We start from the raw sequence: 14,085 nt of genomic DNA on the forward strand, positions 1-14,085 counted from the left end.
GGCCGCGCCGTCCAAGCCTCGGGTCGAGGCGCTCTTGCCAACACCGGTCGGTGCGGGCCGCTTCGTCATCCGAGCCACCCACGAGCGTGGGGTTGGCGCACCATCAAGTCGGAGCTTGGCGACGGTGTCTCGTGAAGCAATTCCTATGTTAGAGCAGGGCACCGACAAGTTGGCTCACGTGCTCGCCTCGATCGCGGCGACACGCTGATCGGCTGCCGGACCGCAGATCGGTTGCAGCTCGAAGCCCTGCGCGATGACGCCGACGATTCGGTTCGCAAGATCGCCGGAATCAACATGAGCCTGCAGATTCTGCCCGGGGCAGTCCGTGCCGGCAGCCACTTCCCGGTGGGTCGCGAGCGTGTCGACGGTGATCCTGAACTGTGATGTGGCCCAGGCGAATACCAGCGCTACTCCGTTGAGCTGGGCTTCGCTCACGGCCTCCTGGTCGAAGTTGCCCTCGGCCAGCACCAGGAAGTGGCCCGTCGTGTCGTAGGTGGTCGCCGTATCGCCGGCGATGGCGGTATCACGAAGCTGGAAGATGTTGCCGTTGCGATCAACGGCAGCGTGATAGGCGATGTCGACCCAGCCCTTGGTGTCTTGATGGAATCGCTGGTGCTGCTGGAGTCGAGCGACGATCCCGCGATTGTCGGGCAGCGCGACGGCCGAGTGGTGCAGGGTCATTCGGCTGATCGTGTGCGGTCGGCCTCCGGGACGGGCCGGACGAGCACCCCAGGCCTGCCGGCACAGCATCACCCCGGACACCGCGGGAGTTGGCGGTGAGGGAGCGACGGGGATCGAGGTACTGGCCAGCTTTGTCGCACTCTGTTGGGTAGCGAGGGGCGGCGTCGGCTGCGCCGAACACGCGGCGACAAATGATGCCAGCCCCGCACTTCCCGCAACGGCCATCAATTGACGCCGATTCAGTTCGGTGCCCAGCGGGTTATCCATAGTCCCCCCGTGCTTTCACGCGCTCGGCGTGGTCACCGATGCTAATTCGCGAGCGAGGGAGTTGCCGGCGATTTGGCGGAGCTGTCGGTACCCCGGCGTAACGTGCCCTGCCAGGGAAGGGGTGAGCGTGATGACGGGGATTCTGCTGGGTGGATATCCGGCCAAGCAGTGCGCCCGCATCACCCACAACAAGTACTCGCCGACGGCGCCACCGCCCGCGCCGGTATCCCCGGAGCTGCAAGCCCTATTCGACGAGGGCCGGGTATTCGAGACCGCCGTGGTCGACGAGTTCGTCGCCCGCTACGCCGAATCCGCCGACCTCCTCGTCCTCGGGGAAGACAGCGACTGGGACACCACGAAGCGCCTCACCCTCGAGGCGCTGACTGCCGGCGTGCCGATCGTCGTCGGCGGCCGTCTGCCCGACGTCAACGGCCGGGTCGGCGCGCCCGACGCCCTCATCCGGCACGGGGACGGTTACCTGCCCGTCGACATCAAGAACCACCGGACTCTCAGTCCGTCGGCCAACCCGGACAGCCCGCTTGCGCGCTCCCAGGTCGACGTCTCGTCGCTGAACACTCCCGACGACCGGCACACCTACCGCGGCTACAGCAACGCCGCTGGCCATTGGCGCGACGACGCCATGCAACTCGCGCACTACACCCGGATGCTGCAGGAACTCGGCCTGCACCACTCGCCTTTGATCGGTGGCATCATCGGCATTTCGGATCTGAGCCCGCTGCTCGGCGACGAACTCGGCATCGTCTGGTACGACCTGGCTGCCATCAAGGAGGAGACCTACTCGGCCACCGAACCCGGGCATCGTAAACGCCGTTCCCCGCTGGAGCGCTACGACCACGAGTTCGCCTTCCGCATCACCGTCGCCGAAACCGCCCGCGCCGGAGGCGAACTCGTCAGGCCGTTCCGCACCAACGACTGCGACGGCTGCGAATGGTACGACTACTGCGCCGACGTTGTCGGTCCCGACGACGCGTCATTCGCGCTGGCGGCCGGCCAGCTCAACGTCCGGGAGTGGCTGTACCTCTACAGCGACGGCCGGCTCACGGTCGAGGACCTCGCTCATACCGATGCCGATTCCGTCATCGCCGGCTTCCGCGAGAACTCCGTCGGCACCACCCGGCCGGACAAGCGGCTCGAGGATGCGATCCGTCGCGCGCAAATGACATTGGCGGGTATCGACTTTCAGCCGAAGTCAGAATGGCCGGAGGTGCCCAGCGCCGATATCGAGGTTGACTTCGACATCGAGTGGGACACCGACGGCCGGATCTACCAGTGGGGGCTGCGCATCCGCGAGGGCCAGGACGACAGCACCGCCCGCTACGAGCCCATCGTGTCCTTCGACGCGATCGACGAACGGGCCGAGGAGGCGCTGGCCGACGCGTTCGCCGTCCGGCTGAACGCGCTCAAAGATGCGGCGCGACAGGAGAACAAGAGTCTGCTGGTGTTCCACTGGCACCACGTCGAGGTCAGCAAAACCCGCAAGTTCGAGGCGGTTGCAGCCGTCCTCGACGGGATCACCTATGACCTGTACACGTGGTTCGACACCAATTTCTTTGCACGGCAATCCCCGTCGATCAAGAACGTCGCCCCGCTGTTCGGTTTCCGATGGGCCGTCGACGACGCCGGCGGCCGTCTCTCCCAGCTGAAGATCGATCAGGCACGCGGCAATGGGCCCGAAGCAGAAGATGCCCGTGACTGGTGCCTGCGCTACAACGAATCCGACGTCGCCGCCCAGGCCGCCATCCGCGACGGGTTGCGGCCCACGTAACTCACTATCTACCGCAGAGAGGTACTCAGGGAGATGGAGCGGAACCTCGATGAAGCCGGCTAGTAGTGCAAGCAATCTGCTAGCAATCCGCAAGCTATCAGAATACGCTGCGCGTATGCGAACTCTGCACCTACGCAATGTCCCCGACGATGTGATGGAGCGCCTCGAGCGGATGGCGCGCGCCGCCAGCACGTCGGTAACCGCCGTCGCCATCCGCGAACTCGACGCCGCGACGCGTCGGGTCGACAACGCCGCGTTGCTCGCCACGCTGCCTGATCTCGACATCCCGGCCACGGCCGTCATCGAGCAGTTGGATTCCGACCGACGATGATCGTCATCGACGCGTCGGCGGCCGTCTCGGCACTCCTGAACGACGGCCAAGCGCGCCACATCCTCGCGGTCGAATCGATCCATGCACCGCACCTCGTCGACGCGGAGGTGGTCAGTGTGCTCCGCCGACACGTCGCCGGCGGCGCTCTGACAGCAGCGAAGGCGCACAGGGCGTTGGACGTCTGGCGGCGCCTCGGGCTCATCCGCTATGCAGCTACGCCGCTGCTGGAACGGGTCTGGGAACTTCGGGCCGCCGTGACGGCGTACGACGCGATGTACGTCGCCCTTGCCGAGAACCTGGACTGCGCGCTGGTGACCGCGGATGCGCGGTTGTCCGGCGCCAACGGACCTCGATGTGCCATCACCGTCGTACCGCGATGAACCTCATCGTCCGAGGCGCTCCCTGGCCATGTCCACCAGACTGCGCCCCACCGACACCGGACGGAACGCCCGAGCGGCAGCCGTCAGCGCATCACGATTCTCGGTGCCCAATTCGAGATCGGCTGCGGCGACGTTGAATTCGAGCTGCTCGACACTCGAGGCGCCGGGGATGGCGACCACGCCGGGCAGGCTGATCAGCCAGGCCAGGGCGACCTGTGCCGGTTTGACGCCCATGGTGGCGGCGATGTCGCGCAGGGTGTCCAGCAGCGGTTCGATGCGCCGGAGGTTCTCGGTGCTGAACAGCCGGTTGGTCGCGCGCACCCCGCCGGGCCGGTTGTCCACCCCGTACTTGCCGCCCAGCAGTCCCTGGGCCAGCGGGCTGTAGGCCATCACCATCCGGTTGTTCGCCTCGGCGAACGGCACGATGTCCTCGAGTGGCGCGCAGTGCGCCAGCGAGAAGTGGACCTGATTGCTGATCACTGGCCGACCCAGCGCCGCGTCGGCCTTGCGCCAACGGTCCAGCGAGTAGTTCGACACCCCGGCCGCGCCGATGCGACCCTTGTCGAGCAGGTCGCGCATCCCGGGCATGATCACCGAATCGGGCACCACCGGGTTGGGCTGGTGGATCTGATAGAGCGGGATGCGGTCCAGGCCGAGCCGCCGCGCGCTGGCGGCCTCGCGTTGCTTGATCACCGCCGGGAACGGCGCCACCGGGAAGATCTTGCTGGCCACCACGACGTCGGCGCGAGCGTCGCCGAGCGCCTCGCCGAGGATGCGCTCACTCTTCCCGAATCCGTAGACCTCGGCCGTATCGAACAGCGTGACACCCAGTGCACGGGCCCGGGCGACAATGTCGCGAGCCGGTCCGGCGGCATAGCCGTCCCCGTACCCCCACTCGGGCGAACCGAACTGCCAGGTGCCCAGACCGATCCGGCTGACCTGCCCGAGTCCGTCAACGTCCAGGAATTTCATGAGTTCCACCGTACTGATCGCGGCCGCTCTCACCATCTGGCTGAGCGGTGGATCAATCGTGGCCGTGACTCCAGGCCCGTAATTGCGCGGCGATCCCCTCGACTTCAGCCTCGGCGCCTCTGGCGACGCGGATGACGAAGTCGAAGCGCTCGTCCGCCGAGGCGTTGATCCACTCGGCATTGATGGCCAGGAACGTTCTGCACGCTGTCCACCCGAGTCTCTTGTTGCCATCTACCAAAGCGTGATTGCGCGTCAGTGAGTGCAACAGTGCGGCAGCTTTGAGATGGACATCCGAGTACGCATCTTCACCGAAAACAGACGCACGCGGTCGGGCGAGGGCTGATTCGAGCAGTCCGTAGTCCCGCACCACAACGTCGTCGCCGACGGCGCGCCGAGCGATCTCGAGCAGATCATCCAGTTCGAGATACTCGGTCATGCGTCCTTGAGGCGTTCGAGTACCTCGGCCTCCTCGGACAGCACGCGTGTGAGCGCCGCATCGACCCTCGACGTGTGCGCCCGCCGGGCGATGTACTCGTCAATGGCCGACAGCGCCACCGCCTGCATGGAGCGGCCTTCCGCCGCAGCTTGCTGGCGTAACGCCTCGGTCTGCGTATCGCTCGTGCGCAAGGTCATCCCCATACCGCTGAATGATACCGGAGTGATACCACGAGAGTCGATGGGTGCGCGTCCAGCGTGGCGGCTGATTGTTCTAATGTTCCGCGGGGCGGGCCGCGAAATGTGCAGACTGCTGGGAGATCGAGCGAGGGGACAGGATCATGAGCGTCATCGGCGGAATTCGCCAGAAACTGACCCAGGTCGTCGAGAACGGTCATGCCGTCACGCGCCTGGTTGCCCGGGGGTTCATCGAACCGCTGGATCTCGGCGCCACCGTCCAGACCGCCAAGCTGGCCGCCACCTACGGCCCGCAGGCCACCATGGCCATCCAGGGCGGCAAGCGGTTCCCCGACCTGCCGGCCGTCGTCGACGAGCGCGGCACGCTGACCTACAAGCAGGTCGACGACATGTCCTGGGCGCTAGCCCACGCCCTGCAGAAGTTGGACGTCACCGAAGGCTCCGTCGTCGGACTGCTGTGCCGCGACCACCGCGGGCTGATCATCGCCATGGCCGGCTGCGGCAAGCTGGGCGCCCGGCTGGTGCTGATGAATACCGGCTTCGCCAAGCCGCAGTTCGCCGAGGTCTGCAAGCGCGAGGGCGTCAAGGTCGTGATGCACGACAGCGAGTTCCTCGGCCTGCTCGATGCCCTGCCCCCCGAACTGCCCCGCATCATCACCTGGGTCGACGAGGGCGCCGAACTGCCCGAGGGCGCGCAGACCCTCGACGAGATGGTCGCTGCCAACTCGACCGAGCCGGTCCCGCCGCCGAGCAAGCCCGGCGGATCGGTCATCCTCACCAGCGGCACCACCGGCCTGCCCAAGGGCGCCCCGCGCGACACCGTGTCGCCGTTCGCCTCGGCGCAGCTGGCCGACCGGGTTCCGTTCCCGCGCAAGGGAACAATGGTCATCGTCTCGCCGATCTTCCACAGCACCGGCTGGGCCACCTATCTGGCCGGCGCCGCCCTGGGCAACAAGGTGGTCACCGGCCGGCGGTTCAACGCCGAGAACACGCTGAAGATGATCGCCGACCACAAGGCCGACATGCTGGTCGCCGTCCCAACGATGTTGCACCGCATGGTCGAACTGGGTCCCGAGATCCACGGCAAGTACGACACATCCTCGCTGAAGGTCATCCTGATCGCCGGATCCGCGTTGAGCCCCGAGCTGTCCAACAAGGCGCAGGACGCCTTCGGCGACGTGCTCTACAACATGTACGGCTCCACGGAATGCGCCATCGCCACCATCGCCACCCCGGCCGAACTGCGCAAGGCGCCGGGCACCGCCGGCCGCGCACCGGTCACCTGCGAGGTGGTCCTCTACGACGACAACGACCAGCGCGTCAAGGGCCGCAACAAGCGCGGCCGGATCTTCGTGCGCAACGGCGCACCGTTTGCCGGTTACACCGACGGCCGCACCAAGCAGATCATCGACGGCTACATGTCCAGCGGCGACATGGGCCACTTCGACTCCGACGGTCTGCTTTTCGTCGACGGCCGCGACGACGACATGATCGTCTCTGGCGGGGAGAACGTCTTCCCGCAGGAGGTCGAGAACCTGCTCGAGGAACGCGACGACATCGCCGAGGTGGCCGTCGTCGGCGTCGACGATGTCGAGTGGGGAAAACGCTTGCGCGCCTTCGTCGTTGCCGAGGCGGGCGCCAGCCCCGACGGCGACGAGATCAAGCTCTACGTCAAGGAGAACCTGGCCCGGCACAAGGTGCCGCGCGACGTGGTGTTCATCGACGAACTGCCGCGCAACGCCACCGGCAAGCTCCTGCGCCGGGTACTGGTCGAAATGGACGTCGACAAGTAACTACCCCTCGGCGGCGACCAGGCTCCGCAAGGTGATCGACGGGTTGTCGCGCTGGAAGCCCTCGAGCCGCCACGGCGTGGAGAACAGCACCAGCATCACCCCGTCCGTGCGGGTCAGCACTTCCGCCGACACCTGCCGGTTGACGAAGTCGGCGTCCTCGGGGTCGACGATCCGCGCCACCTGATAGGGCAGTGACTCCAACGAAATAGCCGCGCCGATCTCGGCCGCCATCCGGTGGGTGGCCACCTCGAACTGCATGGGTCCGACGGCCGCCAGTACCGGGGCCTGCTCACCGCGCTTGTCCGAGCGCAGCACCTGCACGACACCCTCCTGATCCAGCTGTTCGATGCCCTTGCGGAACTGCTTGTGCTTGCTGGGATCAACGTTGCGGGCGATCGCGAAGTGCTCGGGGGAGAAGCTGGGGATCGGCGGAAACGCCACGGGCACATCGCGATACAGCGTGTCGCCGGGTCGCAGGGCGGCCGCGTTGGCCAGACCGATCACGTCACCGGGCCAGGCGTCGTCCAGCGTGGAGCGCTGCTGGCCGAACACCGACTGCGCGTACTTGGTGACGAACGGCTTGCCGGTGGCGGCGTGGGTCAGCACATCGCCACGCTCGAAAGTGCCGGAAACGACACGCGCATAGGCGATCCGGTCCCGGTGCGACGAGTCCATCCCGGCCTGGACCTTGAAAACGAAAGCGCTGAATGGGGATTCGACGGGGCGCCGAGAGCCGTCGACGTCCACCGCGCCACCGGGCGGCGGTGCCAGCGACACCAGCACGTCGAGCAGCTGGTTCACCCCGAAATTCAGTGCGGCCGAGGTGAACAGCACCGGGGAACTCTTGCCGGACAGGAACGAGTCGCGGTCGTAGTCGGAGCCGTCGGCGGACAGCAGTTCGGATTCCTCGACCGCGGTCTCCCAGTCGACCCCGGCCGCTGCCACCGCGTCGGCCGCCGCGATGTGCTCCTCGGGAGCGGCCGTCGCCCCGCCCGCGGTCCGGGTGAACCGGATGAACTCCCCGGAGCGGCGGTCGAGCACGCCCTGGAAATCGCCGGCGTTTCCGACCGGCCAGGTCAGGGGAGTGGTGCGCAGACCGATCCGCTCGTGGATCTCGTCCATCAGCTCGAGCGCGTGCCGGCCCGGGCGGTCCCACTTGTTGATCACCGTGATGATCGGGATCCCGCGGTGCTTGCACACCTGGAACAGCTTCAGCGTCTGCGGCTCGAGACCCTTGGCCGCGTCGATCAGCATGACCGCGCAATCCACGGCCGTGAGCACCCGGTAGGTGTCCTCGGAGAAGTCGGCGTGGCCGGGGGTGTCGAGCAGGTTGATCACACAGTCGCGATACGGGAACTGCAGCGCGGTCGAGGTGATCGAGATGCCGCGGGCCTTCTCCATCTCCATCCAGTCCGACACGGTGGAGCGCCGGCCGGCCTTGCCGTGGATCGCGCCCGCCTCGGTGATCGCGCGGGCGTGCAGCGCCAACGCCTCGGTCAGCGTCGACTTACCGGCGTCGGGGTGGCTGATGACGGCGAACGTGCGGCGGCGCTGGGCCTCGGCGGCCAGTTGGGTGTCAGACATGTCGCAGGAGATCGTATTGGCGCGGGCGGGCAAACCGATAATCGGCGACCAAACACCGATCTGTTCAGCAGCCTGTGCGATGTCTACTCGCACTTTGTCGCAGCCACTGCTGAACAGATGGAGATGTGAGTGTGACGTAGCCCGCAAACGAATTCGAATCGTCATCAAAGTCTTGGCCTGCGCAAGTGAACTTCTCAGCAACCGCTCAGCCGTGCCCGGCATCCTTCAGAGGACAACGCTAACGCCTAAAGGGGAGCAACGCAGATCATGACGGATCGATTCGGACATCCGCCGCAGCAATCGACCCAGTACGACGACCAGTGGTCGGCCCGCAATTATCAATCAGGACAACAGTATCCGCAGTACTGGTATCCCCAGCAGTCCTATCAGCAGACTGTTCGGATGCCCGTCGTGGAGCCAAATCAGCCGCAGCGCAAGCGTTCTCGCACCGCGCCGCTGATCGCCGGGGTCGCGGCCGTCGCCACCACCGCCGGTGTCGTCGGCACCCTGGTGCTGACCCAGCACTCGGCGCCGACGCCCACGCCCACCTCGGCCAGTGCACCGGTGGCGGTTCCGCACCAGGCGCAGGCCCAGATCCCGCAGGCCGCGCCGGCTGCCCCCAAGGCCGCCGCGCCCGCCGGCAGCGTCGCGCAGGTGTCGGCCAAGGTGCTGCCCAGCGTCGTGAAGATCCAGATCAAGCAGGGTCAGCAGGGCGAAGAGGGCTCGGGCATCGTGCTCAGCGCCGACGGCCTGATCCTGACCAACAACCACGTCGTCGCGGCCGCCAACGCAACCGCCGCCGATCAGGGCTCCGAGGACCAGAGCGGTCCCTTCGGCGGGCTGATGCCCGGTGGTCGGGCGCCCAGCGGATTCGGCCAGACCGGCGCCGCCCCAACGGCCACCGTGACATTCTCCGACGGCAGGACCGTGCCGTTCGAGGTCGTCGGCGCCGACCCGGCCGATGACATCGCCGTCATTCGCGCACAAGGGGTTTCGGGCCTGACGCCCATCGAGATCGGATCGTCCAAGGACCTGCAGGTCGGTGAGAACGTCGTCGCCATCGGATCGCCCCTGGGCCTGCAGGGCACCGTCACCACGGGCATCATCAGCTCGCTGAACCGACCGGTGACCACCGGCGACGAGTCCACCGGACAGCACTCGGTGATGAACGCGATCCAGACCGACGCCGCCATCAACCCGGGTAACTCCGGCGGCGCGCTGGTCGACATGGACGGCAAGCTCATCGGCGTGAACTCGGCCATCGCCTCCCTCGGCGGCGGCGACGGTTCCGGCGGCGGCCAGGCCGGCTCGATCGGCCTGGGCTTCGCGATTCCGGTCGATCAGGCCAAGAAGATCGCCGACCAGTTGGTGTCCACCGGCACGGTGCAGCACGCCTCGCTGGGCGTGAAGCTGAGCAACGACCAGAGCGGCACCGGCGCCACCATCGCCGGGGTAGCCGACGGTGGCCCCGCCGCGGCGGCCGGTCTGCCCAGCGGTGCCACCATCACCAAGATCGACGATCTGGTGATCGACGGCCCGGAGGCCTTGGTGGCCGCCGTGCGGTCCAAATCGCCGGGGGACAACGTCGCGGTGACCTACCAGGACGCCTCGGGCAACTCGCAGACCGTCCAGGTCACGCTGGGCCAGATGCAGTCCTGACGCTCGAACCAGATCGACCTCAGGGTCGTGGATTCACTCCGGGTTCCGGAGATCCACGACCCTGAGGTCATTTTCGGCGAGGCCACTCCTGGATCTGTTCTGCGCTGGCTGCGACGAAGTGCGAGTGACCGTCGCACAGAGCGCTGAACAGATCTCGAAGCGTTACTTCCGGCGGCGCGTCACCAGCAGCCGCATGCCGCGCGCGGCGTAGATCCCGGTGACCACCGCGGCGACGATCAGGATCACGAACGTCGGCAACCATGACGAGCGGGCGTGGTCGACGTCCCACCACACGATGCTGAACAGCACGACGCACACGAACAGCACGATGTCGCGCCAGTTGCCCTGATAGCTGACCGCCGCCGCGCGCAGGTTGCGGCGCTTCTCGTCGGCAACCAGGAGTTCGTCGACGCGGTCGACGATGCTGGCGCGCAATGCCTCCCGCTGGGTGACCTGGTCCTCCGGTAGCAGCGCGAGCAACTCCAGATCGTCCTTGATGCCACCGCGGAAATTCGTGCCGCCCATGAGTTGGCCCCCGGCCATCGCCAGCAGCACACCACCGAGGATGGGCGCGGCGCCCGTTGCCAATGCGCCAATGCCGACCACGCTGTACCCCTTCACTCGACGGTGCTCACGCTACCGGCAAATATTCGCGATCCGGCCGTCGTGGCAGGTATCGCACCGAATTTCCCCCGGTGTGGGGGATGGCTCGGCAAACTGGACTTCCCTAGGGTTCGAAGGACCGCCGTCGTCGACGAACAGGGGAACACGTGGCCGCGTCGATCCGCCCCGCACTGACCGCTGGCGTTGCCGCCCTGTGTGCAGGCGCGCTCACCTTCACCGCCACCGCCGCACCACAGGCCGCCAGTGTGCTGACGCACCCCGAGCGGATCGTCTCCACCCAGGTGGACCTGCGGGCCGGCACCGAACTGGTGATGCCGCCCAAGCTCGTCGCCGCCGTCTCCGCGCTGACCGAGGAGCAGGTGCTCACGGTTGCCAACGCGCTGAACCCCACACCGAACACCCCGGTGGACGGAGTGGCCGATGCAATCGACAACCTCTACAACACCGTCGAACCGTGGGTGCGCTACGGATTCGAGGTCGCCGCCGCGGTGGTGGCTTGGATCCCGTGGGTCGGGATCTTCTCCAACCAGATCATGGTGGTCTACAACTTCGTCGAATCGCTGATCAACAGTGGCGTGTTCAACACCACCGACTGGATGCGCGGTGACGGCAGTGCCCTGAAGAACGTCGCCGACTGGGTCGTCGACGCCGGTTTGGCCCTGGTGTGGCTCGGCATCGACGAGGTCGGCGCCTGGGTGCCGCTGCCGCCCGTGCCGATCCCCATCCCGCGTCCACCGTGGGCCGATCTGCCCGAGGGTGGGCTCGGCAACATCGTGGCCGGGGCATCGCAACTGCTGGCCGACGTATCGAACGGGATCTGGAACATCTGGGAACCGATCAAGGGCGGCATCGGCACCGGCGTCGACGCCGTGGGCAACGCGCTGAATGCGATCTCGTTCATCCCGTTCGTGCCGGTGATCAACTTCCAGATCCAGGAGGGCTGGAAGCTCATCGCCGGCGAGGGCGACGCGCTGACCGGGTTCGCCCACGACATGATCAACGCCGGCAATCAGTGGGTGTTCGACACCGTCAACGTCGGCATCCTCAACGCGACCGTCAACGCCGCCGTCACCACCTGGAACTCGATCGGCGGGCGGATCGGTCAGGCCGTGCAGGCGCTGCTGGACTGGGGTGCCGCCCAGCTCGAGAACCTCTTCGGAATCGGCTACACCAAGCCGAACATGCTGACCGCCGATGCGGCTGTCGAGAAGAAATCGGTTGTCGCGTCGGCGCTTTCGGTGGATACGCCCGCGGCCGAGCCGGAGGTCACCGGCGACGCGACGGAGAAGAAGCCGACGGCCTCGAGCGACAAGACCGAAACGCCCGAGCCGACTGCCGAGCCGACGAAGACCCCGGTCGAGCAGACGTCGGAACCAACGACGGAACCGTCCAGCACACCGGTCGCCGCCGAACCCGAGAGCACGCCCGACGAGACCGACTCGAGGACAGCCACGGCGGACGAGGACAAGACCGATGCGGGGGACAGCGACGCCCCGTCGGCCGACGAGCCGACAGAAAAGCCCGACACCGAGAAATCGGACACCGAGAAGTCGGATCCCGAACCAGACGCGAAGCCGGACCCCAAGCCCGACACCCAAGCCCCGGCGGCGTCGCACACCGACACCGGCGACAGTGCTGGCTCAGCAGCCGCATGATCCCGAGGACCAATCTCCTGATCTGTTCCGCGCTGGCTGCGACGAAGTGCGAGTAACCGCCGCACAGGGCGCAGAATAGATCGGGAAATCAGTCCTCGGGGTTCACGGCGATCAGGTGCTGGGACGTCGGCGGCCCGTCGGTGAAGCGCTCCACCGCCTGCTCGATGATCAGGTCCTGCCCGGTCAAGCGGGTGTGATGCTGGTGCAGATGCTCGCCCCAGGACCGCACGATGAACGCCTCGACGAACGTGTAGTCCTTCTCGATGTTGCGGAACACCCGCCACTGCGACGCGCCCGAGCGCTGCCGGGACCGGCCCAGCCGCGCCATCGCCGCGAAGAACTCCTCCTCGTTGTGCGGCTCCACCCGGTAGCGGGTCAGCACCAGCACCGGGCCGTCTGGCGGCTCGGGCTCGAACACCAGGGCCGGCTCGGGCCAGTGCGCCGACGGCGTCAGATCCAGATCGGCGGTCCGTGCGTGCAACGGCCACCACCACGCCGACAGCGCGCAGAACACCAGCAGTCCCGCGCTGACCAGTAGTGCGGTGACGCTGCTGGTCGCGCCGGCCAGCAGCCCCCACAGCAGCGAGCCGATGGCCTGCCCGCCCATGAACACCAATTGGTAGACCGACAGGCCGCGGGCCCGTACCCACGCGGGCAGGCTCAGCTGCATCGAGGCGTTCATCGTCGCCAGCGTCGCCAACCACGCCATGCCGCCGACCACCAGCGCCACGAGCACCACGCCCACCTGGTGGACCAGTGCCAATACCGTTGTCGCCGCGGCGAACCCGAGCGCCGCCACGATCAACAACCCATTCTGGCCGAACACCCGGCGCAGCGGGTCGAGCACCACCGCGCCCAGGACCGCCCCGGCGCCGAGCGCCCCCAGCATCAGGCCGTAGCCGGACGACGATTGTCCCAGTTGGTCTTTCGCGATCACGGCGAGCAGACCCCATAGTGCGCTGCCCGGCGCGATGAACAGCACCGCGCGCAACAGGATCCGGCGGATGACCGGCGCACTGCGGATGAACCGCCCGCCGGCGCTCAGTGCGGCCAGCGGCCGCTCGGCGGGCAACTGCCGCTCGACGGCGGGACGTCGCCACATGATCAGCACCACGACGATACCGACGAACGACACGGCGTTCAGCGCGAACACCAGCGTCGGCCCCGACAGCGACACCAGCGCCCCGGCGATCGCGGGACCGATCGCCCGTGCGCCGTTCATGCTGATGCTCCCGAGCGCCGCGGCGGCCGGAATCTGTTCGCGGGGAACGAGTTCCGGCTGGATCGCCTGCCATGCCGGGCCGGTGAGTGCCTGCCCGCAGCCGATCAGGAACAGCAGCGTCAACAACACCGCCGGGGTGGCCAGGCCGGACCCGGTCAGCGACGCCAGCACGCCGACGCCGGCGGCCATGGCGGCCTGCGTGGCGATCAACAGGCGGCGCCGGTCAACCAGATCGGCCAGCACGCCCGACGGCAACGCCAGCAGCATCACCGGCAGCGTCGTCGCCGTCTGAACCAACGGAACCAGCACGGCCGCGCGCGGATCGCCCACCAGCATCCACTGCGCGCCGACGGTCTGCATCCACGTGCCCAGGTTGGAGACCAGCTGGGCGATCCACAGTGCACGGTAGATCGGCGAGCGCAGGGGCGCCCACGTCGAGCCGGCCTCGGTCACCTGCCCAATGTAGTCACCCGGGTACGCCCCGACTGCTACACAGGA

Annotated in this window: 13 protein-coding genes and 1 riboswitch; of the genes, 6 read left to right on the plus strand and 7 right to left on the minus strand. The window is 67.3% G+C overall.

All coding sequences use genetic code 11. The annotated features are described in order from the left end of the window. Positions 1-25 precede the first annotated feature (25 nt). Positions 26-137: riboswitch (SAM riboswitch) on the minus strand. 37 nt (positions 138-174) lie between these two features. Further along, complete coding sequence (locus U0R18_RS19780) at positions 175-681, minus strand: peptidoglycan recognition protein family protein (protein WP_526371625.1); 507 nt, start codon at positions 679-681, stop codon at positions 175-177. Positions 682-1,078: 397 nt separating this feature from the next. Here U0R18_RS19780 and U0R18_RS19785 point away from each other — a divergent pair, with 397 nt between their 5' ends. The 3 genes from U0R18_RS19785 to U0R18_RS19795 all read left to right on the plus strand — a co-directional run bounded on the left by U0R18_RS19785 (position 1,079) and on the right by U0R18_RS19795 (position 3,445). Continuing rightward, complete coding sequence (locus U0R18_RS19785) at positions 1,079-2,734, plus strand: ribonuclease H-like domain-containing protein (protein WP_526371627.1); 1,656 nt, start codon at positions 1,079-1,081, stop codon at positions 2,732-2,734. Positions 2,735-2,849: 115 nt separating this feature from the next. Further along, positions 2,850-3,065 (plus strand): antitoxin, encoded by a 216-nt coding sequence (locus tag U0R18_RS19790; protein WP_526371629.1) that lies wholly within the window; start codon positions 2,850-2,852, stop codon positions 3,063-3,065. Beyond that, positions 3,062-3,445, plus strand: a complete 384-nt coding sequence (locus U0R18_RS19795; protein ID WP_526371631.1) for a type II toxin-antitoxin system VapC family toxin — start codon at positions 3,062-3,064, stop codon at positions 3,443-3,445. Before U0R18_RS19790 ends, U0R18_RS19795 begins: the two co-directional genes overlap by 4 nt. Positions 3,446-3,448: 3 nt before the next feature. Here the strand turns inward: U0R18_RS19795 and U0R18_RS19800 are convergent, their stop codons facing one another. From U0R18_RS19800 to U0R18_RS19810, 3 genes are read right to left on the minus strand one after another with little or no spacing between them, the layout of a single operon-like run. Continuing rightward, entirely contained in the window at positions 3,449-4,417 is a 969-nt protein-coding gene (locus U0R18_RS19800) for an aldo/keto reductase (RefSeq protein ID WP_526371633.1), read from the minus strand. 52 nt (positions 4,418-4,469) lie between these two features. Continuing rightward, on the minus strand, positions 4,470-4,853 hold the full coding sequence (locus U0R18_RS19805; protein ID WP_526371635.1) for a type II toxin-antitoxin system death-on-curing family toxin: 384 nt from the start codon (positions 4,851-4,853) through the stop codon (positions 4,470-4,472). Continuing rightward, entirely contained in the window at positions 4,850-5,056 is a 207-nt protein-coding gene (locus U0R18_RS19810) for a CopG family transcriptional regulator (RefSeq protein ID WP_526371637.1), read from the minus strand. The genes U0R18_RS19805 and U0R18_RS19810 overlap by 4 nt, the downstream gene beginning before the upstream one ends. A gap of 137 nt (positions 5,057-5,193) precedes the next feature. Between U0R18_RS19810 and U0R18_RS19815 the strand changes: the two genes are divergently transcribed. Beyond that, the gene (locus U0R18_RS19815; RefSeq protein WP_526371639.1) at positions 5,194-6,843 is read left to right on the plus strand and encodes a class I adenylate-forming enzyme family protein; all 1,650 of its coding nucleotides are present in this window, start codon (positions 5,194-5,196) and stop codon (positions 6,841-6,843) included. Here U0R18_RS19815 and U0R18_RS19820 read toward each other — a convergent pair whose 3' ends face one another. Continuing rightward, complete coding sequence (locus tag U0R18_RS19820; protein ID WP_526371641.1) at positions 6,844-8,427, minus strand: peptide chain release factor 3; 1,584 nt, start codon at positions 8,425-8,427, stop codon at positions 6,844-6,846. A gap of 456 nt (positions 8,428-8,883) precedes the next feature. Between U0R18_RS19820 and U0R18_RS19825 the strand changes: the two genes are divergently transcribed. Beyond that, a complete protein-coding gene (locus U0R18_RS19825; protein WP_526371830.1) occupies positions 8,884-10,086 on the plus strand; it encodes a S1C family serine protease in 1,203 nt (400 codons plus the stop codon). A gap of 162 nt (positions 10,087-10,248) precedes the next feature. On the opposite strand, the gene U0R18_RS19830 is transcribed toward U0R18_RS19825, so the two are convergent. Beyond that, positions 10,249-10,692 (minus strand): hypothetical protein, encoded by a 444-nt coding sequence (locus U0R18_RS19830; protein ID WP_526371643.1) that lies wholly within the window; start codon positions 10,690-10,692, stop codon positions 10,249-10,251. Positions 10,693-10,856: 164 nt separating this feature from the next. Between U0R18_RS19830 and U0R18_RS19835 the strand changes: the two genes are divergently transcribed. After that, on the plus strand, positions 10,857-12,365 hold the full coding sequence (locus tag U0R18_RS19835; protein WP_526371645.1) for a hypothetical protein: 1,509 nt from the start codon (positions 10,857-10,859) through the stop codon (positions 12,363-12,365). Between the two features lie 88 nt (positions 12,366-12,453). Here U0R18_RS19835 and U0R18_RS19840 read toward each other — a convergent pair whose 3' ends face one another. Next, entirely contained in the window at positions 12,454-14,040 is a 1,587-nt protein-coding gene (locus U0R18_RS19840; protein WP_526371647.1) for an MFS transporter, read from the minus strand. Between the last annotated feature and the right edge of the window lie 45 nt (positions 14,041-14,085).

Origin of the sequence: Mycobacterium sp. (assembly GCF_046330795.1) — a bacterium.
In the GTDB taxonomy this organism is placed as follows: Bacteria; Actinomycetota; Actinomycetes; order Mycobacteriales; family Mycobacteriaceae; genus Mycobacterium.

Coding starts and splice junctions, on each gene's coding strand:
- U0R18_RS19780 (WP_526371625.1), bottom strand. CDS start 681: ATGACCCTGCACCACTCGGCCGTCGCGCTGCCCGACAATCGCGGGATC.
- U0R18_RS19815 (WP_526371639.1), top strand. CDS start 5,194: ATGAGCGTCATCGGCGGAATTCGCCAGAAACTGACCCAGGTCGTCGAG.
- U0R18_RS19795 (WP_526371631.1), top strand. CDS start 3,062: ATGATCGTCATCGACGCGTCGGCGGCCGTCTCGGCACTCCTGAACGAC.
- U0R18_RS19820 (WP_526371641.1), bottom strand. CDS start 8,427: ATGTCTGACACCCAACTGGCCGCCGAGGCCCAGCGCCGCCGCACGTTC.
- U0R18_RS19805 (WP_526371635.1), bottom strand. CDS start 4,853: ATGACCGAGTATCTCGAACTGGATGATCTGCTCGAGATCGCTCGGCGC.
- U0R18_RS19790 (WP_526371629.1), top strand. CDS start 2,850: ATGCGAACTCTGCACCTACGCAATGTCCCCGACGATGTGATGGAGCGC.
- U0R18_RS19800 (WP_526371633.1), bottom strand. CDS start 4,417: ATGAAATTCCTGGACGTTGACGGACTCGGGCAGGTCAGCCGGATCGGT.
- U0R18_RS19785 (WP_526371627.1), top strand. CDS start 1,079: ATGACGGGGATTCTGCTGGGTGGATATCCGGCCAAGCAGTGCGCCCGC.
- U0R18_RS19810 (WP_526371637.1), bottom strand. CDS start 5,056: ATGGGGATGACCTTGCGCACGAGCGATACGCAGACCGAGGCGTTACGC.